Origin of the sequence: Mesorhizobium sp. BR1-1-2 (genome assembly GCF_020165435.1) — a bacterium.
Lineage (GTDB): Bacteria > Pseudomonadota > Alphaproteobacteria > Rhizobiales > Rhizobiaceae > Mesorhizobium.
The window spans coordinates 304,130-329,415 of sequence record NZ_JAIUID010000005.1; the positions used below are offsets into that span (position 1 = coordinate 304,130).

General features: G+C 63.6%; 29 protein-coding genes and 1 riboswitch. Of the genes, 18 read left to right on the forward strand and 11 right to left on the reverse strand.

The window, feature by feature from the left end; translation table 11 throughout:
• Positions 1-21 precede the first annotated feature (21 nt).
• The 4 genes from LB551_RS13990 to LB551_RS14005 all read right to left on the reverse strand — a co-directional run bounded on the left by LB551_RS13990 (position 22) and on the right by LB551_RS14005 (position 2,351).
• Positions 22-1,134: a glycoside hydrolase family 25 protein gene (locus LB551_RS13990; protein WP_224659545.1), complete on the reverse strand. Its 1,113-nt coding sequence runs from the start codon at positions 1,132-1,134 to the stop codon at positions 22-24.
• A gap of 134 nt (positions 1,135-1,268) precedes the next feature.
• Complete coding sequence (locus LB551_RS13995) at positions 1,269-1,760, reverse strand: GNAT family N-acetyltransferase (protein WP_224659546.1); 492 nt, start codon at positions 1,758-1,760, stop codon at positions 1,269-1,271.
• An 8-nt stretch (positions 1,761-1,768) separates the two neighbouring features.
• Positions 1,769-2,044 carry a DUF1778 domain-containing protein gene (locus LB551_RS14000; protein WP_263495862.1) on the reverse strand — a complete coding sequence of 92 codons (276 nt, stop codon included), beginning with the start codon at positions 2,042-2,044 and terminating at the stop codon, positions 1,769-1,771.
• Between the two features lie 70 nt (positions 2,045-2,114).
• Positions 2,115-2,351: a hypothetical protein gene (locus LB551_RS14005; RefSeq protein ID WP_140551065.1), complete on the reverse strand. Its 237-nt coding sequence runs from the start codon at positions 2,349-2,351 to the stop codon at positions 2,115-2,117.
• A 216-nt stretch (positions 2,352-2,567) separates the two neighbouring features.
• On the opposite strand from LB551_RS14005, the gene LB551_RS14010 reads away from it, so the two are divergent.
• Both LB551_RS14010 and LB551_RS14015 read left to right on the forward strand, forming a co-directional pair.
• Positions 2,568-4,337, forward strand: a complete 1,770-nt coding sequence (locus LB551_RS14010) for an acyl-CoA dehydrogenase (RefSeq protein ID WP_224659547.1) — start codon at positions 2,568-2,570, stop codon at positions 4,335-4,337.
• A 19-nt stretch (positions 4,338-4,356) separates the two neighbouring features.
• Positions 4,357-5,109, forward strand: coding sequence for a crotonase/enoyl-CoA hydratase family protein (locus LB551_RS14015; protein ID WP_224659548.1), 753 nt, complete (start codon positions 4,357-4,359; stop codon positions 5,107-5,109).
• A gap of 7 nt (positions 5,110-5,116) precedes the next feature.
• Here LB551_RS14015 and pdxH read toward each other — a convergent pair whose 3' ends face one another.
• Positions 5,117-5,734, reverse strand: a complete 618-nt coding sequence (gene pdxH / locus LB551_RS14020; RefSeq protein ID WP_224659549.1) for a pyridoxamine 5'-phosphate oxidase — start codon at positions 5,732-5,734, stop codon at positions 5,117-5,119.
• Between the two features lie 40 nt (positions 5,735-5,774).
• On the opposite strand from pdxH, the gene LB551_RS14025 reads away from it, so the two are divergent.
• The 4 genes from LB551_RS14025 (at position 5,775) to LB551_RS14040 (ending at position 8,842) form a co-directional block, all read left to right on the forward strand.
• The gene (locus tag LB551_RS14025) at positions 5,775-6,236 is read left to right on the forward strand and encodes an RT0821/Lpp0805 family surface protein (protein ID WP_224659550.1); all 462 of its coding nucleotides are present in this window, start codon (positions 5,775-5,777) and stop codon (positions 6,234-6,236) included.
• 99 nt (positions 6,237-6,335) lie between these two features.
• Complete coding sequence (locus LB551_RS14030) at positions 6,336-7,277, forward strand: DnaJ C-terminal domain-containing protein (protein WP_224659551.1); 942 nt, start codon at positions 6,336-6,338, stop codon at positions 7,275-7,277.
• A gap of 106 nt (positions 7,278-7,383) precedes the next feature.
• The gene (gene fabI / locus LB551_RS14035; RefSeq protein WP_140551059.1) at positions 7,384-8,202 is read left to right on the forward strand and encodes an enoyl-ACP reductase FabI; all 819 of its coding nucleotides are present in this window, start codon (positions 7,384-7,386) and stop codon (positions 8,200-8,202) included.
• A gap of 52 nt (positions 8,203-8,254) precedes the next feature.
• Positions 8,255-8,842, forward strand: a complete 588-nt coding sequence (locus tag LB551_RS14040; protein ID WP_140498047.1) for a histidine phosphatase family protein — start codon at positions 8,255-8,257, stop codon at positions 8,840-8,842.
• 97 nt (positions 8,843-8,939) lie between these two features.
• On the opposite strand, the gene LB551_RS14045 is transcribed toward LB551_RS14040, so the two are convergent.
• Positions 8,940-9,200 (reverse strand): DUF1344 domain-containing protein, encoded by a 261-nt coding sequence (locus tag LB551_RS14045; protein ID WP_140551058.1) that lies wholly within the window; start codon positions 9,198-9,200, stop codon positions 8,940-8,942.
• A gap of 182 nt (positions 9,201-9,382) precedes the next feature.
• Between LB551_RS14045 and aroC the strand changes: the two genes are divergently transcribed.
• Together aroC and ribB are read left to right on the forward strand one after the other, a co-directional pair.
• The gene (gene aroC, locus LB551_RS14050) at positions 9,383-10,504 is read left to right on the forward strand and encodes a chorismate synthase (protein WP_224659552.1); all 1,122 of its coding nucleotides are present in this window, start codon (positions 9,383-9,385) and stop codon (positions 10,502-10,504) included.
• Between the two features lie 115 nt (positions 10,505-10,619).
• On the forward strand, positions 10,620-11,720 hold the full coding sequence (gene ribB, locus LB551_RS14055) for a 3,4-dihydroxy-2-butanone-4-phosphate synthase (protein WP_224659553.1): 1,101 nt from the start codon (positions 10,620-10,622) through the stop codon (positions 11,718-11,720).
• 51 nt (positions 11,721-11,771) lie between these two features.
• Here ribB and LB551_RS14060 read toward each other — a convergent pair whose 3' ends face one another.
• Positions 11,772-12,995, reverse strand: coding sequence for an MFS transporter (locus LB551_RS14060; RefSeq protein ID WP_224659554.1), 1,224 nt, complete (start codon positions 12,993-12,995; stop codon positions 11,772-11,774).
• Positions 12,996-13,115: 120 nt separating this feature from the next.
• Here LB551_RS14060 and LB551_RS14065 point away from each other — a divergent pair, with 120 nt between their 5' ends.
• Positions 13,116-13,721: a TetR/AcrR family transcriptional regulator gene (locus tag LB551_RS14065; protein ID WP_140551055.1), complete on the forward strand. Its 606-nt coding sequence runs from the start codon at positions 13,116-13,118 to the stop codon at positions 13,719-13,721.
• 85 nt (positions 13,722-13,806) lie between these two features.
• Here LB551_RS14065 and bluB read toward each other — a convergent pair whose 3' ends face one another.
• Positions 13,807-14,559: a 5,6-dimethylbenzimidazole synthase gene (gene bluB, locus LB551_RS14070; protein WP_224659555.1), complete on the reverse strand. Its 753-nt coding sequence runs from the start codon at positions 14,557-14,559 to the stop codon at positions 13,807-13,809.
• A gap of 48 nt (positions 14,560-14,607) precedes the next feature.
• Positions 14,608-14,788: riboswitch (cobalamin riboswitch) on the reverse strand.
• A 121-nt stretch (positions 14,789-14,909) separates the two neighbouring features.
• On the opposite strand from bluB, the gene LB551_RS14075 reads away from it, so the two are divergent.
• The 6 genes from LB551_RS14075 (at position 14,910) to LB551_RS14100 (ending at position 19,867) form a co-directional block, all read left to right on the forward strand.
• On the forward strand, positions 14,910-15,836 hold the full coding sequence (locus LB551_RS14075) for a histone deacetylase family protein (protein WP_224659556.1): 927 nt from the start codon (positions 14,910-14,912) through the stop codon (positions 15,834-15,836).
• A 3-nt stretch (positions 15,837-15,839) separates the two neighbouring features.
• Positions 15,840-16,091: an exodeoxyribonuclease VII small subunit gene (locus tag LB551_RS14080; RefSeq protein WP_224659557.1), complete on the forward strand. Its 252-nt coding sequence runs from the start codon at positions 15,840-15,842 to the stop codon at positions 16,089-16,091.
• A 96-nt stretch (positions 16,092-16,187) separates the two neighbouring features.
• Positions 16,188-16,454 (forward strand): DUF2277 domain-containing protein, encoded by a 267-nt coding sequence (locus LB551_RS14085; RefSeq protein WP_140551052.1) that lies wholly within the window; start codon positions 16,188-16,190, stop codon positions 16,452-16,454.
• Positions 16,455-16,494: 40 nt separating this feature from the next.
• Positions 16,495-17,415 (forward strand): pirin family protein, encoded by a 921-nt coding sequence (locus LB551_RS14090; protein WP_140551051.1) that lies wholly within the window; start codon positions 16,495-16,497, stop codon positions 17,413-17,415.
• 78 nt (positions 17,416-17,493) lie between these two features.
• On the forward strand, positions 17,494-19,431 hold the full coding sequence (gene dxs / locus LB551_RS14095) for a 1-deoxy-D-xylulose-5-phosphate synthase (protein ID WP_181172478.1): 1,938 nt from the start codon (positions 17,494-17,496) through the stop codon (positions 19,429-19,431).
• A 148-nt stretch (positions 19,432-19,579) separates the two neighbouring features.
• Positions 19,580-19,867 (forward strand): hypothetical protein, encoded by a 288-nt coding sequence (locus LB551_RS14100; protein WP_224623305.1) that lies wholly within the window; start codon positions 19,580-19,582, stop codon positions 19,865-19,867.
• A gap of 6 nt (positions 19,868-19,873) precedes the next feature.
• Here the strand turns inward: LB551_RS14100 and LB551_RS14105 are convergent, their stop codons facing one another.
• On the reverse strand, positions 19,874-20,275 hold the full coding sequence (locus tag LB551_RS14105) for a GFA family protein (RefSeq protein ID WP_224623303.1): 402 nt from the start codon (positions 20,273-20,275) through the stop codon (positions 19,874-19,876).
• A 157-nt stretch (positions 20,276-20,432) separates the two neighbouring features.
• Here LB551_RS14105 and LB551_RS14110 point away from each other — a divergent pair, with 157 nt between their 5' ends.
• The 3 genes from LB551_RS14110 to LB551_RS14120 all read left to right on the forward strand — a co-directional run bounded on the left by LB551_RS14110 (position 20,433) and on the right by LB551_RS14120 (position 22,864).
• On the forward strand, positions 20,433-21,197 hold the full coding sequence (locus tag LB551_RS14110) for a TlyA family RNA methyltransferase (protein WP_140551048.1): 765 nt from the start codon (positions 20,433-20,435) through the stop codon (positions 21,195-21,197).
• On the forward strand, positions 21,194-22,429 hold the full coding sequence (locus LB551_RS14115; RefSeq protein WP_224659558.1) for a class I SAM-dependent RNA methyltransferase: 1,236 nt from the start codon (positions 21,194-21,196) through the stop codon (positions 22,427-22,429). Before LB551_RS14110 ends, LB551_RS14115 begins: the two co-directional genes overlap by 4 nt.
• A 150-nt stretch (positions 22,430-22,579) precedes the next feature.
• Positions 22,580-22,864: a hypothetical protein gene (locus LB551_RS14120; RefSeq protein ID WP_224623298.1), complete on the forward strand. Its 285-nt coding sequence runs from the start codon at positions 22,580-22,582 to the stop codon at positions 22,862-22,864.
• A 21-nt stretch (positions 22,865-22,885) separates the two neighbouring features.
• Here the strand turns inward: LB551_RS14120 and tldD are convergent, their stop codons facing one another.
• Together tldD and LB551_RS14130 are read right to left on the reverse strand one after the other, a co-directional pair.
• On the reverse strand, positions 22,886-24,298 hold the full coding sequence (tldD, locus tag LB551_RS14125) for a metalloprotease TldD (protein ID WP_224623296.1): 1,413 nt from the start codon (positions 24,296-24,298) through the stop codon (positions 22,886-22,888).
• 164 nt (positions 24,299-24,462) lie between these two features.
• Entirely contained in the window at positions 24,463-25,008 is a 546-nt protein-coding gene (locus LB551_RS14130; protein ID WP_140551044.1) for an invasion associated locus B family protein, read from the reverse strand.
• Positions 25,009-25,286: the final 278 nt, after the last annotated feature.

Genomic DNA, 25,286 nt, shown 5'->3' on the forward strand with positions numbered 1-25,286 from the left:
CAAAGGTCCGGTCGCGTACTTTCAACGTTCGCCCCGGTCGAGTTCGGTCGAACCGGTGCTCATCGGATCCGTCGCTACGGCGAAGGCGGCGTCGAGTTGCGCGGGCGAGCGCTGCCCGGCGCGCTTCCAGGCGACATATTGGACAATGCCGAAGATTGCCCGTCGCGGCACCGTCTTCACGACAGGCATGCGGAACCCGTCGCGGAATTTCGACCAGCGCGAACCAAGCACCGCGACCATTTCCTCGAAACTCGGCGGCGTCGCTACGTCGGCGTAGATGAGGGTGGTCTTGCCGGCCAAAGCGGCTTCGCGCGGGAGCGGCACCGGTACGCTGGCGAGATAATCCGCCGGCACGTCGATCAGCCCGCCGAACGGCCATTGCCGGCGCAGCGTGGCGGCATCTGTCGGCGCGACGTTGACGTCGATGTCGTTGGGCGTCCCGGCTACCCGATAGGGGCAACGGAAGCGGCCGCAATTGGCCTGCGCCGAAAATTGCCAGAGCGCATAGCCTTGCCAGTTGCCGATGGGAAAATGCACGTCGATGTCAGGCTTGTAGCGCGCATACCAGAGCGGCAGCCGCGACAGCAGCCCGTACTTGTAGCTGTTGTCGGCGATATACTGGGCGGTCTTGCCATTGGTGTAGAGCACCGGGAAGCGGCCGATTCGCCGATGCACCTGGCGCACGAACGCCTCGGCGTCGTCGAGCGACATCCATTGCGCGGGATCGATGCCTTCGATGTCGAGGGCCATGAGGTCGTCCGGCGCAGGATCGGCGAAATCGAGGAAATTATTGGCCTGCTCGACCGGATTGCCGGGGCGGGCGAGGTGATAGGCGCCCCATTTCAGGCCGAGCGCCTTGGCGACGACCTTGCGCGTCTGGAACAGTTCGCGTGTCACCGCATGGCGCTTCCACAGCGCCTTGCAGAGTTTTACCTCGGTATCGTCTCCGGAGCAGGAATAGGGCGGCGACATGCCGTCGGAGGCTTTGTTGATGAAGCCGACGACGCGCTTGTCGGTGGCAAGCTGCGCCCAGTCGATGGAGTTGTATTCGTAGGCGTCGACGACAAGCGCCCGATCGGCACTTTTCCACGGCTCGGAGAAATCCGAGGCCCTGGCCGCCGGTGTTAGCGCCATTGTCACCGCAAGGGCGAAAAGCGCTATGCGGCGAGGAAAACGCGTCGTCCTTTTCAAACAGGGAATCCCCTTTGATCCAAAGCGGATCCTGAACCGCCATGGTTAAGGATTTGCTTTCAAGGCAATGCGGTCCGTCAGCCGAACAGCCTCAACGCCGTCGCTACCGATAGGAACAGCGACAATGGCCGGTCTTGAAATGGCCTGAAACCATGTTTGCAATAAAAAGCCGCGACCTTGTCGTCCTTTGCGTCGACGATCAGTGCGAAGGAAGCAGGAGCAGCTTGGGCGCAGCGCCGAAGTGCGTCCACGATCAGTATCGATCCTACTCTTTGTCCCTGATATCGGGTATCGACTGCCAACCTTCCGATCAATATGGCGGGCAGGACCGGGTAACGCGGTAGGCGTCTTGTCAGGTTTTCCGGCAGGGAAGTGATGGACACATTTGACGGTGCAAGAGTGTAGTATCCGGCAATGAGACCGACATCACGATCTGCGGCGACAAAGCAGTTGCTAACTCGGCGTTTGACGTCCTGGCTTGCCAGCTCGTGTATATACTGGTCGAGTGCCAGCACGCTACAGCTGAATGCCTTACGATCATACGATCCGCCCAGCGGCTCGATGATCAATCCTAGACTCACCGGGATTCGACGACAAGTCGCTTGTAGACGTCGGCGGCTTTGCGCAGCGCTTCATTAGGTTCGGGCGGATTGAGAATGGCCTCTGCCAGAGCGAGCTGATCCTCGATGGACAGGCGGATGATAGCGGTCTCCTCAATGGTGCGTTGTGCAGCTTCCTGCGCTGCGGAGACCACGAAGTCGCTGACGCTGCGGCCCTGGATTTCGGCGGCACGTTTCACCACACTCAGCATATCCGGGGATATCCGAGCTTCGAGACGGGAGGTACGGGTCAGTTGGTTTGTCCTTGCGATCACCTCTAGCACAGTATGTGCGGGATTTACCCGTACATATCAAGTGCGACGGTCAGCGCCGGCCGAATGGCTGAATTTCAAACGGATCCGGCGCCGGGCCCTGTTGCAACGTGCCTTCGGCCGCGCGTTTGCGATGATGGGCGAGCGAGCATTTCGGCGAGCACAATATGCCGCGATCCGACCAATAGGCGGCGCCGTTTTCCACTTCGCCATGATAGTACGAGAACCCCGCCGCCCGGTAGGGCAGGCCGCATTCGATGCAACGGTAGGCGTCAGGTCTGGCGAGCATGGGTTGGTTTCCAGTTGGCTGGTTCCGGTCTGTCGCCGGTCGATTTTGATCCGGCATCCATCGAATTTAATACGAGCCCGCGCGATTGCAAAATCAGCGTGACAAAATTTGACGTTTACGTAAAAAGAAGATGGGAGATCGCCCAAAGGCGAATACGGTTTGGGGCAAGCAGGTCCTAGGATCAGCCGGGCCGATGCATCAGGAGGAGCGAGCGGCATGTATCGGGCACCCGTCGAGGACATCGCGTTCACACTCAAGCATGTGGCCGGCCTGAAGGCCGCCCTCGATGGCGGCACGTTCGGCGACCTCGGCGAGGACATCGTCGACGCGGTTCTTGGTGAAGCCGGCCGCTTCGCCACCGAAGAAGTCGCGCCGCTCTACAAGATCGGTGACGAGCACGGCGCTGTGCTGAAGGATGCGGCGGTGACCATGCCGCCGGGCTGGAAGGAACTTTATCGCCGGTGGATCGAGGGCGGCTGGAACGCGCTCTCCGGCCCGGAAGACTATGGCGGCCAGGCGCTGCCGACCATGCTTGGCGTCGCCGCGCTCGAAATGTGGAACTCCGCTGCCATGGCTTTCGGCATCGGCCCGACGCTGACCATGGGCGCGGTCGAGGCGCTTGACAAGCATGCCTCCGAAGACCTCAAGGCCAAATATCTGGCAAAGCTCGTCTCCGGCGAGTGGATGGGCACGATGAACCTGACCGAGCCGCAGGCCGGCTCCGATCTCGCCGCCTTGCGTAGCCGAGCCGAGCCTGCCGGCGATGGCACCTACCGCATCTTTGGCCAGAAGATATTCATCACTTATGGCGAGCATGATCTCACCGACAACATCGTCCATCTGGTACTGGCGCGGCTGCCCGATGCGCCTGCGGGCACGCGCGGCATCTCGCTCTTCCTGGTGCCGAAATTCCTGGTCGGCGCCGACGGCTCGCTTGGCGCGCGCAACGACGTCTTCTGTTCGGGCCTCGAGCACAAGCTCGGCATCCATGCCTCGCCGACCTGCACCATGATCTATGGCGACGGTTTTCAGGGCGCCAGGCCCGGCGCCGTCGGCTGGCTGATCGGCGAGGAGAACAAGGGGCTGGCCTGCATGTTCACCATGATGAACAATGCCCGCCTCGCCGTCGGCATGCAGGGCGTGGCCGTCGCGGAAGCCGCCACCCAGAAGGCGATTGCCTATGCCAATGAGCGCCGCCAGGGCAAGGCGTCGGGCTATGGCGGCGCCGGCATGGCGCCGATCGTCCACCACCCCGACGTGCAGCGCAATCTCCTGACCATGAAGGCGCTGACGCAGATCGCGCGGGCGATCAGTTATTCCTGCGCCCATGCCATCGACCTGGCGCGCGTATCGTCTGGTGACCAGGCTGCCCATTGGCGCGACCGGGCCAACTTGCTGACGCCGCTTGCCAAGGCCTTTTCGACCGATATCGGCGTCGAGGTCGCCTCGCTCGGCGTCCAGGTCCATGGCGGCATGGGTTTCATCGAGGAGACGGGGGCCGCGGCACTCTACCGCGACGCCCGCATCGCGCCGATCTACGAGGGCACCAACGGCATCCAGGCGATCGATCTGGTGACCCGAAAACTGCCGCTCGGCGGCGGCGAGCATGTGCACGGCTACATTGCCGAGCTTGGCGCTGTCGCCAATGCCGTGCGGATATCGAATCTCGAAGGGCTTGGCCGTACGGCCGATGCTCTCGACAGCGGGCTCGACGATCTGACGCAAGCGACGCGTTTCCTGCAAAAACTGTCGGCCGATGGCCGGACGGACGAGGCGCTTGCCGGCGCGACACCCTATCTCAGGCTCATCTCGCTTGCCGCCGGCGGCGCCTACCTGGCGCGGGGCGCTCTTGCCGATCAGGGCCGCATCGCGCTTTGCCGCTTCTTCGCCGAGAACCTGCTCGGCGAGACAAGTGCCTTGAAGGGGCGCGTTGTCGACGGCGCCGCAAGCCTCGCCGCTGCCGGCAAGACTTTGATTTCCGCTTGACGTTCACAAGGAAAGAACCGTGACAGACCATATCCTCGTCGAGCGCCAGGGCGCCATCCAGATCATCCGCCTGAATCGCCCGGACAAGAAGAACGCGCTGACGCGCGCCATGTACGCCAGGATGTCGCAAACCTTGGCCGAAGGGGATGCGGATCCGGCAGTCCGCGTCCATGTCTTTCTCGGCGTGCCCGGGGCCTTCTCCTCCGGCAACGACCTCGCCGACTTCATGGTCGTTGCTACCGGCGGCGAAGGCGGCACGGAAGTCTGGGATTTCCTGATGGCGCTGGCCAGGGTCGAAAAACCCATCGTCTCCGGTGTCGACGGCATCGCGGTCGGCATCGGCACCACGCTCAATTTGCACTGCGACCTGACTTTCGCCACACCGCGCACCGTGTTCAGGACGCCTTTCGTCGACCTTGGCCTTGTGCCCGAAGCAGGATCGAGCCTGCTGGTGCCGCGCATCCTGGGCCAGCAGGGCGCGTTCGCGCTGCTCGGGCTTGGCGAAGGCTTCTCGGCCGAACGCGCCAAGGCCGCCGGCCTGATCTACGAAGTGGTCGAGGAAGGAGCGCTGGAGGCGTCGGTTCTGGCGGCCGCCGGCCAGATCGCCGCCAAGCCGCCGCAGGCGCTCAGGATCGCGCGCGACCTGATGCGCGGGCCGCGCGAGCACCTCGTCGCTCGCATCGGCGAGGAAAGCGAGCATTTTCGCGAACGCCTGAAATCGGACGAAGCCCGCGCCGCGCTGACGGCATTCATGACCAGAAAGAAGAGCTGAGTCCTCTTCAGGGATAAAGCCGCGTCTTGTCCCAACCGCCTCCGGGATTGCGCGAAAATACCACGCGGTCATGCAGCCGGAACGGCCTGTCGTGCCAGAACTCGATCGTCTTCGGCACGATCCGGAAACCCGACCAGTGTTTTGGGCGCGGAATCTCGCCGATGGCGTAGCGGGCAGTATATTCGGCCACCGCCTTTTCCAGCGCGAACCGGCTTTCCAGCGGCCGCGACTGTTTCGAGGCCCAGGCGCCGATGCGGCTGCCGCGCGGCCGTGTCGCGTAATAGGCGTCGGCTTCGGCATCGCTGACGATCTCCACCGGCCCGCGCACGCGCACCTGGCGGCGCAGCGATTTCCAGTGGAAGCACATCGCCGCCTTCATGCTGCCCAGGATCTCCCGGCCCTTGGCGCTTTCGAAATTCGTGTAGAACACAAAGCCGCTCTCATCGAACCCCTTGAGCAGCACCATCCGCACATCCGGCATGCCCTCGGCATCCACCGTTGCCAGCGCCACGCCGTTGGGGTCGTTCATTTCGCTTTTCGTGGCGTCGTCCAGCCATGCGGCAAAAAGGCGAAACGGCTCGGCGGCCTCGGTAAAGTCACCGCTTGTTAACTCAGTGTCACTCATAGTTTTTCTCAAATTTTCACCAAACAGGGGAGGTTGCCGATTGTCGCGTATCGCGCAAGCTTTTGACAGCAGGCAAGGCAGCCTATTTGCTTCAGCCAGCGCCAAAGCCGCGGTCGTGATGATTGCCTTGCCGCTTGCCGCATGCGGCGCGGGCGGCTTCAGCCTGCAAAAGGCCGAGGTCGATCGCTCGATCCTGACCGGCAGCATTTCGGCGCCGGCCGCGCCGGCCGATTCGGACCGCGATTCCGACCAGACGACGATCGGCAACGCGGTGTCCTCCGCCGACATCGAGCAACTCCGCGGTCAAGCCGTGCCGTGGGCCAATGCCGGTACGGGTTCGCGCGGCTCCATCACCGAACTGGCGGAATTGAAGGACGGGGGCCAGACCTGCCGCCGCTTCAAGGCTTCGCGCGAAAGCTTTGACGGCGTTGCCATGTTCGCGGGCGAACTCTGCCTGGCCAGCGGCGGCGGCTGGCGCATGCAGGACTTCAGGACGCTTTGATCTTCCACCTTTGAAATAACGTCCAGCACTGGAATTTCTTCCTATGCGAGCGCATATAAGAGGCGACTATGGACTCACTCTTTCTCCAGGGCAGGAAGCATGCGCGACCCCTATGAGGTGCTGGGCGTTGCAAAGAACGCATCGGCCAAGGACATAAAATCGGCGTACCGCAAACTCGCCAAGAAGCATCATCCGGACCAGAATCCGAATGATCCCAAGGCGAAGGACCGTTTTGCCGCGGCCAATCAGGCCTATGAGATCGTCGGCGACGAGAAGACCCGCGCCGCTTTCGATCGCGGCGAGATCGACGCCGACGGCAAGCCGCGTTTCCAGGGCTTCGAGGGCGCCCCCGGTGGCGGTGACCCCTTCGCCGGTTTTCGCCGCCAGCAGCAGGGAGCCGGCGGTTCGCGATTCGAGTTCCGCTCCGGACGCCCGGGCGGCGATCCGTTCGACGGCAACAGCGATATCTTCAGCCAGATTTTTGGCGACGTCTTCTCCGGCTCGCGCGGCGCCGGCGGAGCCGGAATGGGTGACCGCCGCCAGCCGGCAACCGCCGCCGACCTCAACGTCACGCTCGACATCACCATCGAGGAAGCGGCGAACGCTGAAAAGGTCACGGCGATGTTCCCCGACGGCCGCAAGGTGGCGGTCAAGCTGCCGGCCTATGTAGAGGACGGGCAGACCATCCGGCTGAAGGGGCAGGGCGAGCAGGGGCCGGGCCAGCCCGGCGACGCCTTGGTCAAGATCCGCTTCCGCCGGCATCCTCGCTACCGCCTGGACGGCCGCGACCTGCATGCCGATCTGCCGGTGGAGCTGGCCGACGCGGTGCTTGGCGCCAAGGTGGCCGTCGAAACGCCGACCGGCAAGCTCGCGGTCAACGTTCCCGCCTGGTCGAGCTCGGACAAGGTCCTGCGCCTGAAGGGCAGGGGCCTGCCGGAAAAGGCCGGCGGCCACGGTGATCTCTACGCCCATGTGCGCATCATGCTGCCGGAAAGCGGCGACAGCGCGCTGGAAGGGCTGTTGCGCAGCCAAAAAGGCTGATTGGCGGCTCTTGTCCCCCGAACTGTCCCGTTTGAGCGCTTGAAGGGGCTCTGTGCCTGTGCGATAGGGCTCTCCACAAATAAGAAATCTTGCGGAGAGCACGCATATGGCGGGTGGACAGGGCCTGATGGCCGGCAAACGCGGCCTGATCCTCGGCGTCGCCAACAACAGGTCGATCGCCTACGGCATCGCCAAGGCATGCGTAGACCATGGCGCCGAGATCGCGCTGACCTATCAGGGTGAAGCGTTCAAGAAGCGGGTCGAGCCACTGGCTCAGGAACTCGGCGCCTTTGTCGCCGGCCATTGCGATGTGACCGATCCGGCGAGCCTCGACGAGGTTTTCGCAAATGTCGCCAATCATTGGGGAAAGCTCGACTTTCTCGTCCACGCCATCGCTTTTTCCGACAAGGACGAACTGACCGGCCGCTATGTCGAGACGACGCGCGATAATTTCCTGCGCACGATGGACATTTCGGTCTATTCCTTCACCACCATCGCCAAGCGCGCCGAGGCGCTGATGACCGATGGCGGTTCGCTTTTGACGCTGACCTATTACGGCGCCGAAAAGGTGATGCCGCATTACAACGTCATGGGCGTCGCCAAGGCCGCACTCGAGGCCAGCGTGCGTTACCTCGCCGTCGATCTCGGGGCCAGGAAGATCCGCGTCAACGCGATCTCGGCGGGCCCGATCAAGACATTGGCCGCTTCCGGCATCGGTGATTTCCGCTACATCCTGAAATGGAACGAATACAATTCGCCGCTGAAGCAGACGGTTACCCAGGAAGAGGTCGGCGATTCCGGCGTCTATTTCCTGTCCGACCTGTCGCGCGGCGTCACCGGCGAAGTGCATCATGTCGATTCCGGCTATCACGTCGTCGGCATGAAGGCGGTCGACGCACCCGATATTTCGACGGTCAAGGATTAACTCCCTCCGCCTATCCTCCGCCCAGGCCCTGGCCCGACCTCCGGAAGACCCGATGTACCCGCTGGTTTATATCGTGCGCCACGGCCAGACCGCGTGGAATGCCGAATTCCGGCTTCAGGGGCAGGCCGATACCGACATCAACGCGCTCGGCCGCGAGCAGGCGAGCGCAAACGGGCATCGGCTGGCTGACCTGATCTCCAACCCCGCGGAGTTCGATTTCGTCGCCAGCCCGATGCGGCGCACGCGCGAGACCATGGAGCGCATTCGCGCCGCCATGAAGCTCGACCCCGCTGCCTATGGGACCGATCCCCGCCTTGTTGAAGTGAATTTCGGCGACTGGCAGGGTTTCACCTTTGCCGAGCTCGAGACGCAATTTCCGGGTGCGAGCAGGACGCGTGCGCTGGACAAATGGAACTTTCAGCCGCCGGGCAAAGATGCCGAGAGCTACCAGATGCTGCTCGAACGGGTAAAGCCGTGGTTCGACGCGCTCGAGCGCCAGACAGTCTGCGTGACGCATGGCGGCGTCATGCGCACCTTGTTTCGCTTCGTGCTTGACATGGCCGAGGACGATGCGGCGAAGCTGGCGATACCGCAGGACCGCGTGCTCAAGCTGGAAGGCGACAGCCTGGGGTGGCTTTAGCCCCCGGCACGATCCAGGAAGGCTCATGCCGGTTGCAGGTGCATAAAACGGCTGTAACGGCTCAACAAACGCCGAACAGCCGATTTGCATTGGAAGCCTAGTTGGAGTCGCTGTCCGGCAACTGCATATCGGTGACGACGTTTTCACCATTGGTCACGTCATAGGCGATGACGATGTCCATGCCGGGCTTCAGCGCGTCGAGATCGGTTTCCGCGTTCAGCTTGTAGGATTTGCCGTCGTCCAGCGTCAGGGTCAGCGCGTCCTTGTCGATCTTCTTGATCAGGCCTTCGGTCTGCCCGGCGAAAGCGGCGGTGCAAAGCAGGAATGTGGCGGCAACAGCGCCAATCAGGGTACGCATCATCGTCCTCTTTGGTATTGCGCCGGCATGGGTAGCGGCGGATCCTCAACGGCGAATGGAGCAGAGCAGAAACCAATCGAATGTGTCAAAACTAAATCCGAAGATCACGGTTTGACCCCTGTGGAAAAGGCCAATAGAAGGCAGGCTTCAGTCGGCTCCGATGCCGGGCAAGGCACTTTGCGATGTCTCACAATACGTTCGGCCATCTTTTCCGCGTCACCACCTGGGGCGAAAGCCATGGGGCCGCATTGGGCTGCGTGGTCGACGGCTGCCCACCCGGCATCCGCTTCACGCGTGACGAAATCCAGGCCGAACTCGACAAGCGCCGGCCCGGCCAGTCGCGCTTCGTCACGCAGCGCCGTGAACCTGACGAAGTGAAGGTGCTGTCGGGCTTTATCCTTGACGATGGCGGCGAGACGATGATCACGACAGGTACGCCGATCTCCATGCTGATCGAAAATGTCGACCAGCGCTCGAAGGACTATGGCGAGATCGCCCGCCAGTACCGGCCGGGCCATGCGGACTACACCTATGACGTCAAATACGGCGTGCGCGACTATCGCGGTGGCGGCCGATCCTCGGCGCGCGAGACAGCGGCTCGGGTCGCGGCCGGAGCCCTGGCCCGCAAGGTCGTGCCGGGCATGGTCGTGCGCGGGGCGCTGGTATCGATGGGCGAGAAGTCGATCGACCGCGCCAACTGGAACTGGAATTTCATCGGCGACGCGGACAATCCGTTCTTCACGCCCGATCCGGCGTCCGTTCCGGTCTTTACCCGATATCTCGACGGCATCCGCAAGGCGGGTTCCTCCGTCGGCGCCGTGATCGAGATCGTCGCCGACGGCGTTCCGGCGGGCCTCGGCGCGCCGATCTACGCAAAGCTCGACCAGGATATCGCGTCAGGCCTGATGTCGATCAACGCCGTCAAGGGCGTCGAGATCGGCAACGGCTTCGAGGCCGCCCGTATCACCGGCGAACATAATGCCGACGAGATGCGCATCGGCAATGACGGCAGGCCGGTATTTCTGTCCAACAATGCCGGCGGGATCCTTGGCGGCATCTCGACCGGCCAGGCGATCATCGCCCGCTTCGCCGTCAAGCCGACGTCTTCAATCTTGACGCCCCGGAAGTCGATCGACAAGGACGGCAACGATGTCGAGGTGATGACCAAGGGTCGCCATGATCCGTGTGTGGGCATTCGCGCCGTACCGATCGGCGAGGCGATGGTTGCCTGCGCCATCGCCGACCATTATCTGCGGCACCGAGGACAGACAGGTAAGGAAGGCAGTAGGGCAGTAGGGCAGTAGGGCAGTAGGGCAGTAGGGCAGTATGTTAAGCTGCCCGCGAGACGAGCAATTTTTCCTTCCCCCTACTGCCTTACTGCCCTATTCCCCTACTCCCTTGCGAGCGAAGCGAGCGTTCATGTCTTACGACCAGAAGAAGATCGTCGAAGCAATCCGGGCCTTCGAGCGTGGCGAGATCGTCGTCGTCATGGATGATGACGGGCGCGAGAACGAGGGTGACCTGATCGTCGCCGCCGTCCATTGCACACCGGAAAAGATGGCCTTCATCGTGCGTAACACTTCGGGCATCGTCTGCACGCCGATGCCGCGCGAGGAGGCCAAGCGCCTCAACCTTGCGCCGATGGTCGCCGACAATGATTCAGCGCACACCACCGCCTTCACCGTCAGCGTCGATTTCAAGCATGGCACCACGACAGGCATTTCCGCCGACGACCGCACGCTGACCGTGCGCAATCTCGCCAACGGCAATGTCGGCGCCTCCGATTTCGTCCGTCCCGGCCACATATTTCCGCTCATCGCGCGCGAAGGCGGCGTGCTGATGCGCTCGGGCCATACCGAGGCGGCCGTCGATCTGTGCAAGCTCGCCGGCCTGCCGCCGATCGGCGTGATCTCGGAGCTGGTCAATGACGACGGCACCGTCAAGCGCGGCCCGCAGGTCGCGGCTTTTGCCGAGCAACATGGCCTCAAGCAGGTTTCTGTCGCCGACCTCATTGCTTACCGGCAACGCAAGGAAACGCTGGTCGAACGCGTGGCATGCTCCGAGATCGACACGCTCGGCGGCAAGGCGCAGGTCTTCACCTATACGCTGCCCTGGGATTCCATGCATCATGTCGCCGTCGTCTTCGGTGACATCCGCGATGGGGAAGAGGTGCCTGTGCGTCTCCACTCCGAGGACGTGGTGACCGACGTGTTCGGGACCAGCCACCGGCTGGACGGCATCATGAAGGCGATGGGCGAGCGCAAGCGCGGCGTCATCGTCTATCTGCGCGAGGGCTCGGTCGGCGTCGCCCACCAGGAGCGCAACCGGCCGGCGAGCGGCGACCGCGAGGATCACGAAGAGGCGCGCCGCCGCGAGAATGAATGGCGCGAGATCGGGCTCGGCGCGCAGATCCTGAAGGATCTAGGCATTTCCTCGATCAAGCTGATCGCCTCGCGCGAGCGCCACTATGTCGGCCTTGAAGGTTTTGGCATCCACATCGCCAAGACCGAGATTCTCTGAAGTTCGACGGCGGCAGTAGCGTCCGATCCGCTGAACCGGACGCGTCATGGATCATTCCGCGGCAACGACGGCCGCTTCACACCCATCCAGCTCGCATTTGTGAGTGGCAAGGCTGCGTTGGCCGAGCAGCACCGTGAGCAGGGCGATGCCGCCCGCGACCACCGAGACCCAGAACCCGTTCTGGGCCCCGAACGCATCCACCACCGCGCCGGCGGCGAAAGAGCCCAGCGCCATGCCGATGCCAATCCCGGTGGTTACCCAAGTGATGCCCTCGGTCAGCATCGCTTCCGGCACATGCCGTTCGATCAGGCCGAACGCCGTGATGAAGGTCGGCGAGATCGCCACGCCGCTGATGAAGACGGTCAGCGCCAGCAGCGGCACGCTGTCGGCGGTGAGCGGCAAAAGCGTGCTGACCGCGATGATGCTGACCGCGACTGCCAGCTGGCGCTGCAATGGCGCCTTCAGGTTGAGCGCGCCGACCAGGATGCCCAGCACGAAGGATCCCAGCGCATAGACCCCGATCACCAGGCTTGCGGCACCGGCTTGGCCGAACTCCTTGGTGATCGCCACGGTGCTTACTTCCGTCGTCGCGAAGGTCGCGCCGATGAAGATCAGGGCGAAGGTGATGATCTGCACAGGACGCAGGCGGATCGCCGAGCCGGCCGAACCACGGTCCACCGGCCGCACTCTTGGCTCGGTCGATCGCTGCAGGATGAAAGCTATCGAGCCCAAGGCGAGAAACAAAGTGCTCGCCAGCATGCCTGCTTCCGGAAACAGCGCTGCACTGAGGCCCACCGACAGCGACGCACCGGCGATATAGACCAGCTCGTCGGCCGCCGATTCGAACGCGAAGGCAGTGTTCATCTCCGGCCGGCCGCGAAAAAGCTCGGTCCAGCGCGCGCGCACCATTGCCGGCATGCTGGGCATGGCCGCGGCCAGCAGCGCCGACACGAACAATGTCCATACCGGCCAATCCTGATTGGCCGACGCAATCAGCAGCAGGAATGCCAGCACGGAGATGATGGTGGTGGGTACGACGATCCGTGTCTGGCCGAGGCGGTCGACCAGCCTGGAGATCTGCGGCGCCAGGAAAGCGTTGGCCAGCGCGAACGTCGCCGAGACGGCGCCCGCCAGCCAGTATTCGCCGCGCGTCTGCGACAGCATCGCCACGATGCCGATCGGCGCCATGGCGATCGGCAGGCGCGCCATGAAGCCTGCAGCGGCAAAGCCCTTGGCACCAGGGGCTCGAAAAATCTCGGAATAGGGGTTCTGCATGGTCCGTTCCTCGACAAAAGGCGATTCGGAAATTACATACGATGCGTATGAACACTAAATAGATCATACGTTGCGTATGTCAATTGGCATACGGAACGTATGTGGGTAAGGCCAGAAGAGATGCACAAGCCCCGCAAGGAAATGATCGCCGAAACGCGCGCCAAATTGATTGCCGCAGCCCGGCATGCGTTCGGAACGATCGGTTATGCCGAAGCGTCGATGGACGATTTCACCGCATCGGCGGGACTGACGCGCGGTGCGCTCTATCATCATTTCGGCGACAAAAAGGGGCTCTTGCAGGCGGTCATCGCCGAAATCGACGCCGAGATGGCGGCACGGGTGAATGAGGTTGCAGCGAAAGCACCGACCCGCTGGCAAAGCTTCGTCGACGAATGCACGAGCTACATCGAAATGGCGCTGGAGCCGGAAATCCAGCGAATCATGTTCCGGGACGGTCCGGCCGTGCTGGGGGATCCCGCGCAATGGCCGAACGCCAATGCCTGCGTCGCGTCGATGACCGATCACCTGACGACGCTGCAGGGCGACGGGGTGGTCGTCTCGGGCGTCGACCCCGAGACCGCGGCACGGCTGATCAACGGGGCGAGCAGTCAGGCGGCGCAGCGGATCGCCAATTCGAACGACCCGGAAGCGACATCAAAGACCGTGGTGGCGGCATTCAAGCAACTGCTCGAAGGATTGTTGAGGAAGGGTGCCACAGCCGCCTGAAGGCGGATAGCCGAGGTGCTTCCAGGTTCAGATGCTCAGCACAAGGCGCAGGCCGCCGGCAGCGCTGAGCATGCCGTAGCGGCAATCAAATCAAGGGTTTGCCAGGTTTTTCGCGTGTTGCCGCCTTGAGGCGGGCGATCGTTGACTTGAGCGGCACTTCGCCCTGTCCGCAAAACGTCTCGCTCATGATCAGCTCGGGCAGCGGCAACCGTCGACCCCAGCCATGTGTTTCGAGGTCCGGTTTCGGCGCGAACTCGGAGACGCGGCCGACACAGAGATAGGCCACCGGCGTCACATGCTCGGGAATCGACAGGAGGTCTTTCAACGCCTGCGCCTCGATAATGCTGACCCAGCCGACGCCGACGCCTTCGGCGCGCGCCGCCAGCCAGAAATTCTGCACCGCGCAGACCGTGCTGTAGAGATCCATCTCGGGATTGTGCCAGCGTCCCAGCGGCGAGCCCTGTGAGCGTCGGCGGTCGCAGGTGATGCAGATATTGAACGCGCTTTCGCAGATGCCTTCCAGCTTGAGCTTGCGGTAGAGCGCCCGCCGCTCTTCCTCGATGGCGGGCAATTCCTGCTCGCGCGCCGCCAGGAACAGGTCGCGCACCTTTTCCCGTCGTTCGGTGCCACGAATGACGATGAAATTCCATGGCTGCATGAAGCCGACCGATGGCGCGTGATGGGCGGCAAGCAGCAGCCGTGCCAGCACCTCGTCATCGACGGCCTCTGATGTAAAATGGCTGCGGACATCGCGCCGCGTGAACATGGCGCGGTAGACCGCATCGCGCGCCATCTGGTCGAATCCGTCACCCACGGGGATGGTCATATCGTCCGGCATCGCTTGTCCCCTTGCGATTGCAATCAACTGCCGTCCGCCTGACCATGCGGATGACGATGCCTGCCAGGCCGGTCTTCTGGCTCGGGATCAACCCGCGTCCGGCGCCTTCCCGTCATCGACAGTGGCATTTACCGGCGCGGTCCCCCTTACAGCGTTGGGCACGCCACGGGATCAAACCGTGTTCCCGATTCTCCCGCTCGCAGCGGGCACCAGGCAGCGGCCGGGACTTTACGACGAAGCCTCCGCGCCGCCAATCCCCGCGGCGACGCGAATGGACGCAGGCGCGATTTTCCCCAGCCATCAGGCCGCAACGCATGGCTATCGCCGCTCCGGGGCACTAGATAGGGAGCATGGCCACTCGTCTCTACACCCATCCGATCTTCCTCGAGCACATCACGCCCCCCGGCCATCCGGAGCGGCCGGACCGCTTGCGCGCCATCGAGCGCGTGCTCGACGAGGAGGCTTTTGCCGCGCTCGACCGCCTCGAGGCGCCGGAAGGCGACGAGGCCACCATTCTCTATGCGCATCCCGAGGACTTCGTCGAGCGGGTGCGCGCCGCCATTCCCGAGACGGGCATCGCCCGCATCGATGCCGACACAACGGCCAGCCCGAAGAGCTGGCAAGCGGCGATCACCGCGATCGGCGCCGCCAACGCCGCCGTCGACGACGTCTTTGCCGGCAGGGCAGACAACGTTTTCGTCGCCGCCCGGCCGCCCGGCCATCATGCGGAGAAAGCGACGGCGATGGGCTTCTGCCTGTTCAACACGGCGGCCATCGCCGCACGTTATGCACAGCGCAAACACGACATCGAACGTGTCGCCATCGTCGACTGGGACGTGCATCACGGCAACGGCACGCAGGATATTTTCTGGGACGATCCGTCCGTGCTTTACTGCTCGACCCACCAGATGCCGCTCTACCCCGGCACCGGAGCAAAGAACGAAACCGGCGCCGGCAACATCGTCAACGCGCCGCTTGCGCCGCAAACCGGCAGCGAGGCGTTCCGCGATGCCTTCCTGTCGCGCGTGCTGCCCTCGCTCGACAATTTTGCACCCGACCTGATCATCATTTCGGCCGGTTTCGACGCGCATCATCGCGACCCGCTGGCTGAGATCAACCTGACCGAGGATGATTTCGACTGGGCGACCGGCCAGCTCATGCAGCGCGCGGCGCGCCACAGCGGCAACCGGCTCGTCAGCCTGCTCGAGGGCGGCTACGATCTGCAAGGATTGGCATTTTCGGTCGCCGCCCATGTCGGGCGACTGATGAAAGGATGAATGATGGCTGGTGAAACCAACGAAGACGTCAAGGCGATGAGCTTCGAACAGGCTCTCGACGCGCTGGAGAAGATCGTCGATGATCTGGAGCGTGGCGATGTGCCGCTCGACCAGTCGATCAGGATCTACGAGCGCGGGGAGGCGCTGAAGGTGCATTGCGACCGGCTGCTCAAGGCGGCCGAGGACAAGGTGGAGAAGATCAGGCTGTCGCGCGACGGCAAGCCGGCCGGGACGGAGCCGCTGGACGCGGATTGAGGCACGCGGCCGTTACCGGTTTTTGACACGATCATGATTGAGGATAGAACGCATCCCGATTGAAACGGCTTCAGGACAAGAGGAGATACGGAAGCGATGTGCAGAAACATCAAGACCCTGTTCAATTTTGATCCGCCGGCAACCGATGACGAGGTGCGCGATGCTGCCCTTCAGTTCGTCCGCAAGCTGAGCGGAACGACGCGGCCCTCGAAGCAGAACCAGCACGCCTTCGACCATGCCGTCGAGGCCATCGCGGCGTCGGCGCGCGAGCTTCTCGATTCGCTTGAAACCAACCAGCATCCGCGCAATCGCGAGGAGGTTGCGGCCAAGCTGCGGGCGAAGGCGGCGATCCGCTTTGCCTGATCTGCCCAAAGCAGCCATCGGCCGCTGACAAGGAGAGTTCATGAGCTTCTTCCCCGGGAAGGACCCCGAAATAGGCGACGCCTTTGCCAGCGACCAGATCGAATTGATGGTCATTCCGAACGCGAAGGACATTGGCGGTTTTCAGGTTCGCCGTGCCTTGCCGACCGCCAGAAGGCGGCTGGTCGGTCCCTTCATCTTCTTCGACCGCATGGGGCCTGCCATCCTGCGCGCCGGTCAGGCGCTCGACGTCCGGCCGCATCCCCATATCGGCCTGTCGACGGTCACCTACCTGTTCGATGGCAGGATCAGGCATCGCGATTCGCTCGGCACCGAAATGGTGATCGAGCCGGGTGACGTGAACCTGATGACCGCCGGCCGCGGCATCGTCCATTCGGAGCGCACGCCGGAAGAACTGCGCGGCGCGCCGATGTCGGTCTCGGGCCTGCAGACATGGCTGGCGCTGCCGGACGGCAAGGAGGAAGTGGCGCCGGTGTTCGAGAACACCGCTGTCGCGCGGCTTCCCGACATCGACGCGGAAGGCGTCAGTGGCCGCATCGTCATCGGCGATTTCCAGGGGCTGCGTTCCCCGGTGCGGGCCGATTCCGAGACGCTCTACGCCGACCTCAGGCTGGCGCCGGGCGCCAGCGTCAAAATCCCGGCCGACGCGGAAGAACGCGCCATCTACACGCTGGAAGGCGAGGTCTCGATTTCCGGCGACGTGTTTCCGGCCGAACGGCTGCTGGTGTTCCGGCCCGGCGACGAGATCGTCGTATCCTCACAGGCCGGTGCCCATTTCATGCTGTTCGGCGGCGCCTCGCTGGGCTCGAAGCGCTACATCTGGTGGAATTTCGTCTCGTCCTCCAAGGAGCGCATCGAACAGGCCAAGCAAGAATGGAAGACCGGCCGCTTCGACATCGTTCCCGGCGATGAGAAAGAGTTCATTCCACTGCCGGAAGGCTGAGGAAATCGACGACGGGGCCATGCCTTCCGCATCATTTGACAGGCATTTACTTTCGCCTGACGGCGGCCTATCCCGCGCATGAACAGAAGCCTGGGCCTACCCGTGAACGCAACGCCGCATACGCCGCTTCTCGACAAGGTCCGCATCCCGGCCGAGCTGCGCACGCTTTCCGAAAGCGAATTGCCGCAATTGGCGTCAGAGCTTCGCCTCGAACTGATCGACGCGGTGTCGCGCACCGGCGGTCATCTCGGCGCCGGGCTTGGCGTTGTCGAACTGACCGTGGCGCTGCACTATGTCTTCAACACACCCGATGACCGGCTGATCTGGGATGTTGGCCATCAGGCCTATCCGCACAAGATCCTGACCGGGCGCCGCGATCGCATCCGCACCTTGCGCCAGGAGGGCGGCCTCTCCGGCTTCACCCGCCGCACCGAGAGCGAATACGATCCGTTTGGCGCCGCCCACTCCTCGACGTCGATATCGGCGGGCCTGGGCATGGCGGCGGCCCGCGATCTTGCTGGCGGCCGCAACAATGTCATCGCCGTCATCGGCGACGGCGCCATGTCGGCCGGCATGGCCTACGAGGCGATGAACAATGCCGGTGCGCTCGATGCCCGCCTGATCGTCATTCTCAACGACAACGACATGTCGATCGCCCCGCCGACCGGCGCCATGAGCGCCTATCTGGCGCGCCTGGCCTCTGGTAAGGCCTATGTCGGCCTGCGCGACTTCGGCAAGAAACTGACCTCGTATCTCGGCAAGCGCGCCGACCGTGCCATCACCAGGGCCGTCGAGCACGCGCGCGGCTACGTGACCGGCGGCACGCTGTTCGAGGAGCTCGGCTTCTACCATATCGGCCCGATCGACGGTCATAATCTGGACCATCTGATCCCGGTGCTGAAAAATGTCCGTGACAATGGGAAGGGCCCGGTGCTGATCCATGTCGTCACCCAGAAGGGCAAGGGCTACGCGCCGGCGGAGGCCGCGGCCGACAAATATCACGGCGTCAACAAGTTCGACGTGATCACCGGCGCGCAGGCCAAGGCTCCGGCCAACGCGCCGGCCTACACCAAGGTGTTCGCCGAAAGCCTGATCCGGGAGGCCCAGGAGGACGAGCGCATCGTCGCCGTCACCGCCGCCATGCCGGGCGGCACCGGGCTTGACCTGTTCGGCGAAGTGTTCCCGGCCAGGACCTTCGATGTAGGCATCGCCGAGCAGCATGCGGTGACGTTCGCGGCCGGCCTCGCTACCGAAGGCTACAAGCCGTTCGCGGCGATCTATTCGACCTTCTTGCAACGTGCCTACGACCAGGTCGTGCACGACGTGGCGATCCAGAAATTGCCGGTGCGCTTCCCGATCGATCGCGCCGGCTTCGTCGGCGCCGACGGCGCCACTCATTGCGGCGCCTTCGACACCACCTTCCTTGCCTCCCTGCCGGGCTTCGTCGTCATGGCGGCGGCCGACGAGGCGGAACTGCGCCACATGGTGCGCACGGCGGCAACCTACGATGACGGCCCGATCGCCTTCCGCTATCCGCGCGGCAATGGCGTCGGCGTCGACATGCCCGATCGCGGCTCGGTGCTCGAAATCGGCAAGGGCCGCATCGTCAGGGAAGGCAGCAAGGTGGCGCTCCTGTCCTTCGGCACGCGCTTGCAGGATTGCTTGGTCGCGGCCGAGGAACTGGGCGCGGCCGGGCTTTCGACCACCGTCGCCGATGCCCGCTTCGCCAAGCCGCTCGATGCGGACCTGATCCGCCGGCTGGCCCGCTCGCATGAGGTTCTGGTCACGGTGGAGGAGGGCGCCATCGGCGGCTTCGCCAGTCACGTTTTGCAGTTCCTCGCCCATGAGGGCCTGCTGGAAAGCGGCCTGAAAGTGCGCCCGCTTGTGCTGCCGGACGTGTTTGCCGACCACGCCAAGCCGGAAAAGATGTATGCCGATGCCGGTCTCGATGCCGCCGGCATCGTCCATACGGTTTTCACCGCCCTCGGGCAGGCGGTCCGCGCCCAGCGCGCCTGAATCAAAGTCTCAAACCTCTGGATCGGTTTGTCGGCTATTTGTAATAACACATTGTTTACGCTGCTGTTTGGCGGTTTGATTACCGTGTCTCTTGGTCATTTTTGAACGGCGCCCTGCTAGATACGCATCAGGCAGGGAGACAATTGGAATGAGGACGTTTCTGTACGGCACGGCCGTTTTTGCCGTGATGGTCGTGCCGGCTGCCGCAGAGACGCGATACGACCGCAATCTCGAAAAGGCGGCCGCGGGTATAGTCGCCGGCAAGATGGGCGATATCAGGGGCGGCTTTTCCTACAAGCAGGTGCCGCAACTGGTGCCGGACGCCGCACCAATGCCGGCTGTCCCGGTCGAGCATTCACGTGAGCAAGCGTCAGGCAATGCGGATGACGGCCTGTCTCCCGCTGTTGAGCGGCAGGTGCCGCGCGCCACATTTTAGCCCAGCCTAAAACCACATGTCGCGCACGCAACGGCCGTCGCGTGGAAGATCATCATAGGTATCGAGACCGTCGAAATGGTCGATCGGCAGATCGGCGACGTCCTCCGGCGGCGCCAGCCGCACATTGACGGCGATGCGTGTTCGACCGGAAGCATCGGCGCGCAATCCGCGCCAGGCCAGCACGCAGGCACAGGCCGGGCAAAACAGGATTTCCAGCGAAGGCGTGCCCTTTTCGGTCCGCCTGTAGCTTCTCGTCGGCCCCGCGACGCGGATCCGTTCATCGACATAGTCGTAGGCCCAGAGCACGCCGTAGCGGCGACAAAGCGTGCAGTTGCAGGCTGTGATCGACCCAGGGTCGCCTTCCAGCGTCCAGTGCGTCGCGCCACAGTGACAGGTTCCGGTCAGCACTTTCGACTTCCCCGTATAGACAGCAACCCCATTGTGCCGGCCCGCCGCGACGCTCGCAAGCCGCGCAGCGGCCTGACGCCCCGCATGCTTGCGATGATGTTTCTTGTTCCCCGCCCAATGTCCTTGCCTTCGCAGCGCGCATTCGCCATGAAGGCCGATGAACTCGCCCCTGCCAGCCAGCACCCGCCAGCGGCTCGACGACCTGCTCGTCCAGCGCGGGCTGTTTGCCAGCCGCTCACGGGCCCGCGACGCCGTCGAGCGCGGCACGGTGACGATCGATGGCGCCATTGCCCGCAAGCCTGGTCAGAACGTTTCTCCGCAATGCCTTGTTGTCGTCGACGATCCGGCCCAGGGCTATGTCTCGCGCGCGGCGCTGAAACTGATCGCCGGCCTCGATCATTTCGGCCTCGATCCGGCCGGCCGCGAGGCGCTCGACATCGGCGCCTCGACCGGCGGATTCACCCAAGTGCTGCTCGAACGCGGCGCGACCCATGTCACGGCGATCGATGTCGGTCACGGCCAGATGCATCCCGATATCGGCAATGACGCGCGCGTGACGGTCATTGAAGGGCTGAACGCCCGCGATCTCTCGGCCGCCGATCTTGGCGGCCGCAATCCGCACTTCGTCGTCTCCGACGTCAGTTTCATTTCCCTGAAGCTGGCATTGCCGCCCGCGCTCGCCATTGCGAAGCCCGGTGCCGCCGCGGTCTTTCTGGTCAAGCCGCAATTTGAAGCAGGCCGCGAAGCGATCGGCAAGGGCGGTTTGTTGAAAGATCCTTTCGACGCCGCCCGTGTCGCCGGCCTGCTGCACGATTGGCTGGATGCCGTCCCGGGCTGGCGTGCGCTCGGCCTGCATCTGTCGCCGATCGAAGGGGGCGATGGCAACCGCGAATTCCTGCTCGGTGGAATAAAGGACCGATGAGCGCGCGCTTCACCATCGGCAAGCTCGGCGCGCAGGGTGACGGCGTCGCCGAGACCGAGACCGGAGAGGTCTTCATCCCGTTCACGCTGCCGGGCGAAACCGTCACCGCCGCGCGCGAAAGGGATCGCGCCGCGCTGAGAGCGCTGATCGAGGCCTCGCCCCTGCGCATCGAACCCGCCTGCCGCCATTTCGGCGAGTGCGGCGGCTGCGCCCTCCAGCATCTGGAGGCGCAAGCCTATCAGCAGTGGAAGCGCGAGAAGGTCGTGCATACGCTGAGGGGCATCGATTGCGAAATAGGCGATCTGGTTGCCTGCGCGCCGCATACGCGCCGCCGCGTCGTGCTCGCCGCCAGGCGCACAGAAACAGGCATGCTGCTCGGCTTCAATCGCCATCTGTCGCCGGAAATCATTTCCATCTCCGAATGCCCGATCTCGCTGCCGGGGATCGTCGGCGCGCTCGACGGCTTGAGGGCGCTCGCCGAATTGATCTGCGCCACCCCGAAATCGTTTCGGATGGCGGTCACCGTGACGGGTTCCGGCCTCGACGTGGCGGTGCATGAATCGGGCAAGCTCGGCGAAAACCAGCGACGCGTCGCTTCCAATTTTGTCATTGCGCAGGGCTTTGCCAGACTGTCCATCGATGACGAGATCATCATCGAGCCGAAGAAGCCTGTCGTCATGTTCGGCAGCGTTGCCGTCGCGGTGCCGCCGGGCGCCTTCCTGCAGGCAACGGAGGCAGCCGAACGGACCATGGCCGATATCGTCGGCGGACATTTGAAACGTGCCAAAAAAATTGCCGATCTCTTCGCCGGCTGCGGCAGCTTCGCCCTGCGGTTGGCCGCGAGATCGGAAGTGCATGCGGTGGAAGGCGATGCGGCCGCGCTTTCGGCGCTCGATCGGGGTTCACGCTTCGCCACCGGCTTGAAACGCGTGACCGGCGAGCGCCGAGACCTGTTCCGCCGTCCGCTGACGTTCAAGGAGTTAAACGCCTTTGATGGCGTTGTCTTCGATCCGCCCCGCGCGGGCGCCGAGGATCAGTCAAAGCAGATCGCCCGGTCGGATGTTCCATTCGTTGCCGCGGTATCCTGCAACCCGGTGACGCTCGCGCGGGATTTGCGCATCCTCATCGACGGCGGCTACGCGGTGAAAAGCGTGACGCCGATCGACCAGTTTCTGTGGTCGCCCCATGTCGAGGCTGTTGCCTTGCTGGAGAAGCCGCGAAAAAGACGCTAGGCGCTTAGCCCTGCTCAGCGAGACTGGCTGCGTCCTGCAGTCTGCCCCCGAAATCCCAGCCAGGTTTATCGCTAAAGTTGTGGATGATCTCCACTGCAGTTGAATCTGCCCTCGAAAAAGGCATAATCCAAATTGGGATAGGGGGAGAAGATGATTTCATCGGGACTTGTTGCCGAGATTTTTGGCTCGGCTCTCATCATGGCGCTCACCGGTGCGGTGCTCGCTTGGATCTTGAGAAAATTCACGCGTATGGGGCTGGTGCCATCCTATGCGCTTGGCGTCGCGGTCATGACGTTTGTCGGCGCTGCGCTCTATGTCTCCGGCCACAATGGGACCGTCAACTACCTCAGTGCATGGTCCCAGTACGCGATCGGTGGCGTTGTCGGTTTCCTGATCCTGTACGCTACGTCGCGCCGGTCTGTGAGCAAGACCTAGCAGACTGGCCACGAGGCGGCTTCAAACCCTCGTGCCGCCGACCGTCATCTGGTCCATCCTGAGGTGCGGCTGGCCGACGCCGACTGGTACGCCCTGTCCGGCCTTGCCGCACATGCCGATGCCATTGTCGAGCTTCATGTCGTTGCCGATCATCGAAACGCGGTGCATGGCGTCGGGTCCGTTCCCGATCAGCATGGCGCCCTTGATCGGCTGCGTCACCTTGCCGTTCTCGATCATGTAGGCTTCGGTGCAGCCGAACACGAACTTCCCCGAGGTGATGTCCACCTGGCCGCCGCCGAAGGAGACGGCATAGATGCCGTTCTTGACCGAGGCGATGATCTCGTTCGGCTCCATGTCGCCCGATGTCATGTAGGTGTTGGTCATGCGCGGCATCGGCTGGTGCGCGTAGCCCTCGCGCCTGCCGTTGCCGGTGGCCCGCATGCCCATCAGCCGGGCGTTTTGGCGGTCCTGCATGTAACCGACCAGCTTGCCGTCCTCGATCAGCACGTTGCGCGCCGAAGGCGTGCCTTCGTCGTCGACGGTGAGTGAGCCGCGCCGCTCGGCGATCGTGCCGTCATCGACGACGGTGACGCCCTTTGCCGCCACCTGCTGGCCCATCAGGCCGGCGAAGGCGGAAGTCTTCTTGCGGTTGAAGTCGCCTTCCAGCCCGTGGCCGACGGCCTCGTGCAGCATGACGCCGGGCCAGCCGCTGGAGAGCACGATGTCGAAGGTGCCGGCCGGCGCCGGTATGGCTTCGAGATTGACCAGCGCCTGGCGCAGCGCCTCCTTGGCGGCATGCTTCCAGCTGTCCTCGACGAGGAAGTCGCCGAACGCCTTGCGCCCGCCCATGCCGTAGGAGCCGCTTTCCTGGCGGTCGCCGTCGCCGACCACCACTGACACGTTCACCCTGACCAGCGGCCGGATGTCGCGTACCACCTGGCCGTCGGCGCGCACGATCTCGACATGCTGCCATGACGAGGTTAGCGATGCCGAGACCTGGCGCACGCGCGGATCTTCGGCGCGCAGCCAGGCGTCGATTTCCTGCAACAGCTTCGCCTTGGCCTCGAAGGAAGGCGAGGGGATAGGGTTCTCATCGCCATAGAGATAGCGGTTGGTGCGGGCGGGCGCGGCGGCAAGCGTCCCGGAATAGCCGCCCTTGACGGTTGAGACGGCGTCAGCCGCGCGTCGCAGCGAGGCCTCGGACAGGTCGCTGGAGTGGGCATAGCCGCTGGCTTCGCCGGCAACCGCGCGCAGGCCGAAACCCTGGTCGGTGTTGAAATTGGCTGTCTTCAGCCGACCATTGTCGAACATCAGCGCTTCGCTCTCGCTGTATTCGACGAACAGCTCGCCATCGTCGGCGCCGTTGATGGTCTCTGCGACGATCTCCTTGACGCGATCGTCGGAAATATCGAATTGGCCGATAAGGCTGTTCATGGCGTATGTCCGTGGATGAATGGTTATATCCGGGATGTAGGCGCGAAGCCGTGCCCAGACAATCGCCAATCGTCATTCAGATGCAGGGCGGCGGCGTCCCGGATCCATCCCAGGTCCGGAAAACCTGTCGCTGATCGGCAGATCCTGGGTCGAGGCGCGGGAGTCTACGGCAGGGCTGCAAATCCGTCGGCAAAACCCTTGAGGTCCACCGGGATGCCGATGCCTTCTTCCGGCGTCTGGAAGACGATGAACGTGGCCGACGTGCCGGTCTTCAGCGTATCGAGCAGCGGCTTCTCGAGAATGACCTCGGCGTAGCAGCCGTCCTGGAAGCAGCGCACGAAATAGGCGCGGCCGATATCCTTGCCGTCGACATTGAGGCCGAGCCCGTTGGGCAAGAGCACACCGAGCGGCGCCAGCACACGCAGGATCTCCGCCTTGTTGTCGGCGGTGCGCAGCACGACGACCGACAGTCCCATCTCCGGGCGGTCCTCGGCGACGACGTTCTGCATCATCACGCATTGTTCCGACGTGGCGCCGGCCGGTGTGTCGCAGATGATCGACCACGCGCCATGGGTCGACTTGACCGTGCCGCTCGGCTGGGCCGCGTTGGCCTGGCCGGCGGCAGACAAGCCGGCGACGGACAAGGCGGTGAGAAAGATGACCTTCGCCAAGGGGCTCGAAAGCCCAAATCCCGACAGCCAAGAGTTCATGACGGCTCCATTGCGAATCACGGCACTTTAAGCCGCGCCAAAGCCAAGTAAAGGACGAGACAGCGGCCGAGCCGCTACGAAAATGCCAATGCGGCGCTTTTCCTAGCCAATTTCGCCCGAATTACGACGCCAGGCGCGCCGGCCGGCAGGAAGCAGCCGATCCGTCGAACATAGCCGATTCGCCATGGCGGCCGCCGCCTTCAAAGATGCATTCCGGCTTGCGCGCAAAAATGCCGCACGGTTTCCTCCGCTCCTTTCTTGCGGAGGGAAAAAGAGTA

Bases quoted from the DNA above. Each gene is read 5' to 3' on its own strand.
- pdxH (WP_224659549.1), bottom strand. From the start codon at position 5,734: ATGAGTGACACTGAGTTAACAAGCGGTGACTTTACCGAGGCCGCCGAG.
- LB551_RS14065 (WP_140551055.1), top strand. From the start codon at position 13,116: ATGCACAAGCCCCGCAAGGAAATGATCGCCGAAACGCGCGCCAAATTG.
- LB551_RS14075 (WP_224659556.1), top strand. From the start codon at position 14,910: ATGGCCACTCGTCTCTACACCCATCCGATCTTCCTCGAGCACATCACG.
- LB551_RS14030 (WP_224659551.1), top strand. From the start codon at position 6,336: ATGCGCGACCCCTATGAGGTGCTGGGCGTTGCAAAGAACGCATCGGCC.
- LB551_RS14005 (WP_140551065.1), bottom strand. From the start codon at position 2,351: ATGCTCGCCAGACCTGACGCCTACCGTTGCATCGAATGCGGCCTGCCC.
- LB551_RS14060 (WP_224659554.1), bottom strand. From the start codon at position 12,995: ATGCAGAACCCCTATTCCGAGATTTTTCGAGCCCCTGGTGCCAAGGGC.
- LB551_RS14090 (WP_140551051.1), top strand. From the start codon at position 16,495: ATGAGCTTCTTCCCCGGGAAGGACCCCGAAATAGGCGACGCCTTTGCC.
- LB551_RS14045 (WP_140551058.1), bottom strand. From the start codon at position 9,200: ATGCGTACCCTGATTGGCGCTGTTGCCGCCACATTCCTGCTTTGCACC.
- LB551_RS14010 (WP_224659547.1), top strand. From the start codon at position 2,568: ATGTATCGGGCACCCGTCGAGGACATCGCGTTCACACTCAAGCATGTG.
- ribB (WP_224659553.1), top strand. From the start codon at position 10,620: ATGTCTTACGACCAGAAGAAGATCGTCGAAGCAATCCGGGCCTTCGAG.
- aroC (WP_224659552.1), top strand. From the start codon at position 9,383: ATGTCTCACAATACGTTCGGCCATCTTTTCCGCGTCACCACCTGGGGC.
- LB551_RS14040 (WP_140498047.1), top strand. From the start codon at position 8,255: ATGTACCCGCTGGTTTATATCGTGCGCCACGGCCAGACCGCGTGGAAT.
- LB551_RS14120 (WP_224623298.1), top strand. From the start codon at position 22,580: ATGATTTCATCGGGACTTGTTGCCGAGATTTTTGGCTCGGCTCTCATC.
- LB551_RS14110 (WP_140551048.1), top strand. From the start codon at position 20,433: ATGAACTCGCCCCTGCCAGCCAGCACCCGCCAGCGGCTCGACGACCTG.
- LB551_RS14130 (WP_140551044.1), bottom strand. From the start codon at position 25,008: ATGAACTCTTGGCTGTCGGGATTTGGGCTTTCGAGCCCCTTGGCGAAG.
- LB551_RS13990 (WP_224659545.1), bottom strand. From the start codon at position 1,134: ATGGCGCTAACACCGGCGGCCAGGGCCTCGGATTTCTCCGAGCCGTGG.
- dxs (WP_181172478.1), top strand. From the start codon at position 17,494: ATGAACAGAAGCCTGGGCCTACCCGTGAACGCAACGCCGCATACGCCG.
- LB551_RS14085 (WP_140551052.1), top strand. From the start codon at position 16,188: ATGTGCAGAAACATCAAGACCCTGTTCAATTTTGATCCGCCGGCAACC.
- fabI (WP_140551059.1), top strand. From the start codon at position 7,384: ATGGCGGGTGGACAGGGCCTGATGGCCGGCAAACGCGGCCTGATCCTC.
- LB551_RS14115 (WP_224659558.1), top strand. From the start codon at position 21,194: ATGAGCGCGCGCTTCACCATCGGCAAGCTCGGCGCGCAGGGTGACGGC.
- LB551_RS14080 (WP_224659557.1), top strand. From the start codon at position 15,840: ATGGCTGGTGAAACCAACGAAGACGTCAAGGCGATGAGCTTCGAACAG.
- LB551_RS14100 (WP_224623305.1), top strand. From the start codon at position 19,580: ATGAGGACGTTTCTGTACGGCACGGCCGTTTTTGCCGTGATGGTCGTG.
- tldD (WP_224623296.1), bottom strand. From the start codon at position 24,298: ATGAACAGCCTTATCGGCCAATTCGATATTTCCGACGATCGCGTCAAG.
- bluB (WP_224659555.1), bottom strand. From the start codon at position 14,559: ATGCCGGACGATATGACCATCCCCGTGGGTGACGGATTCGACCAGATG.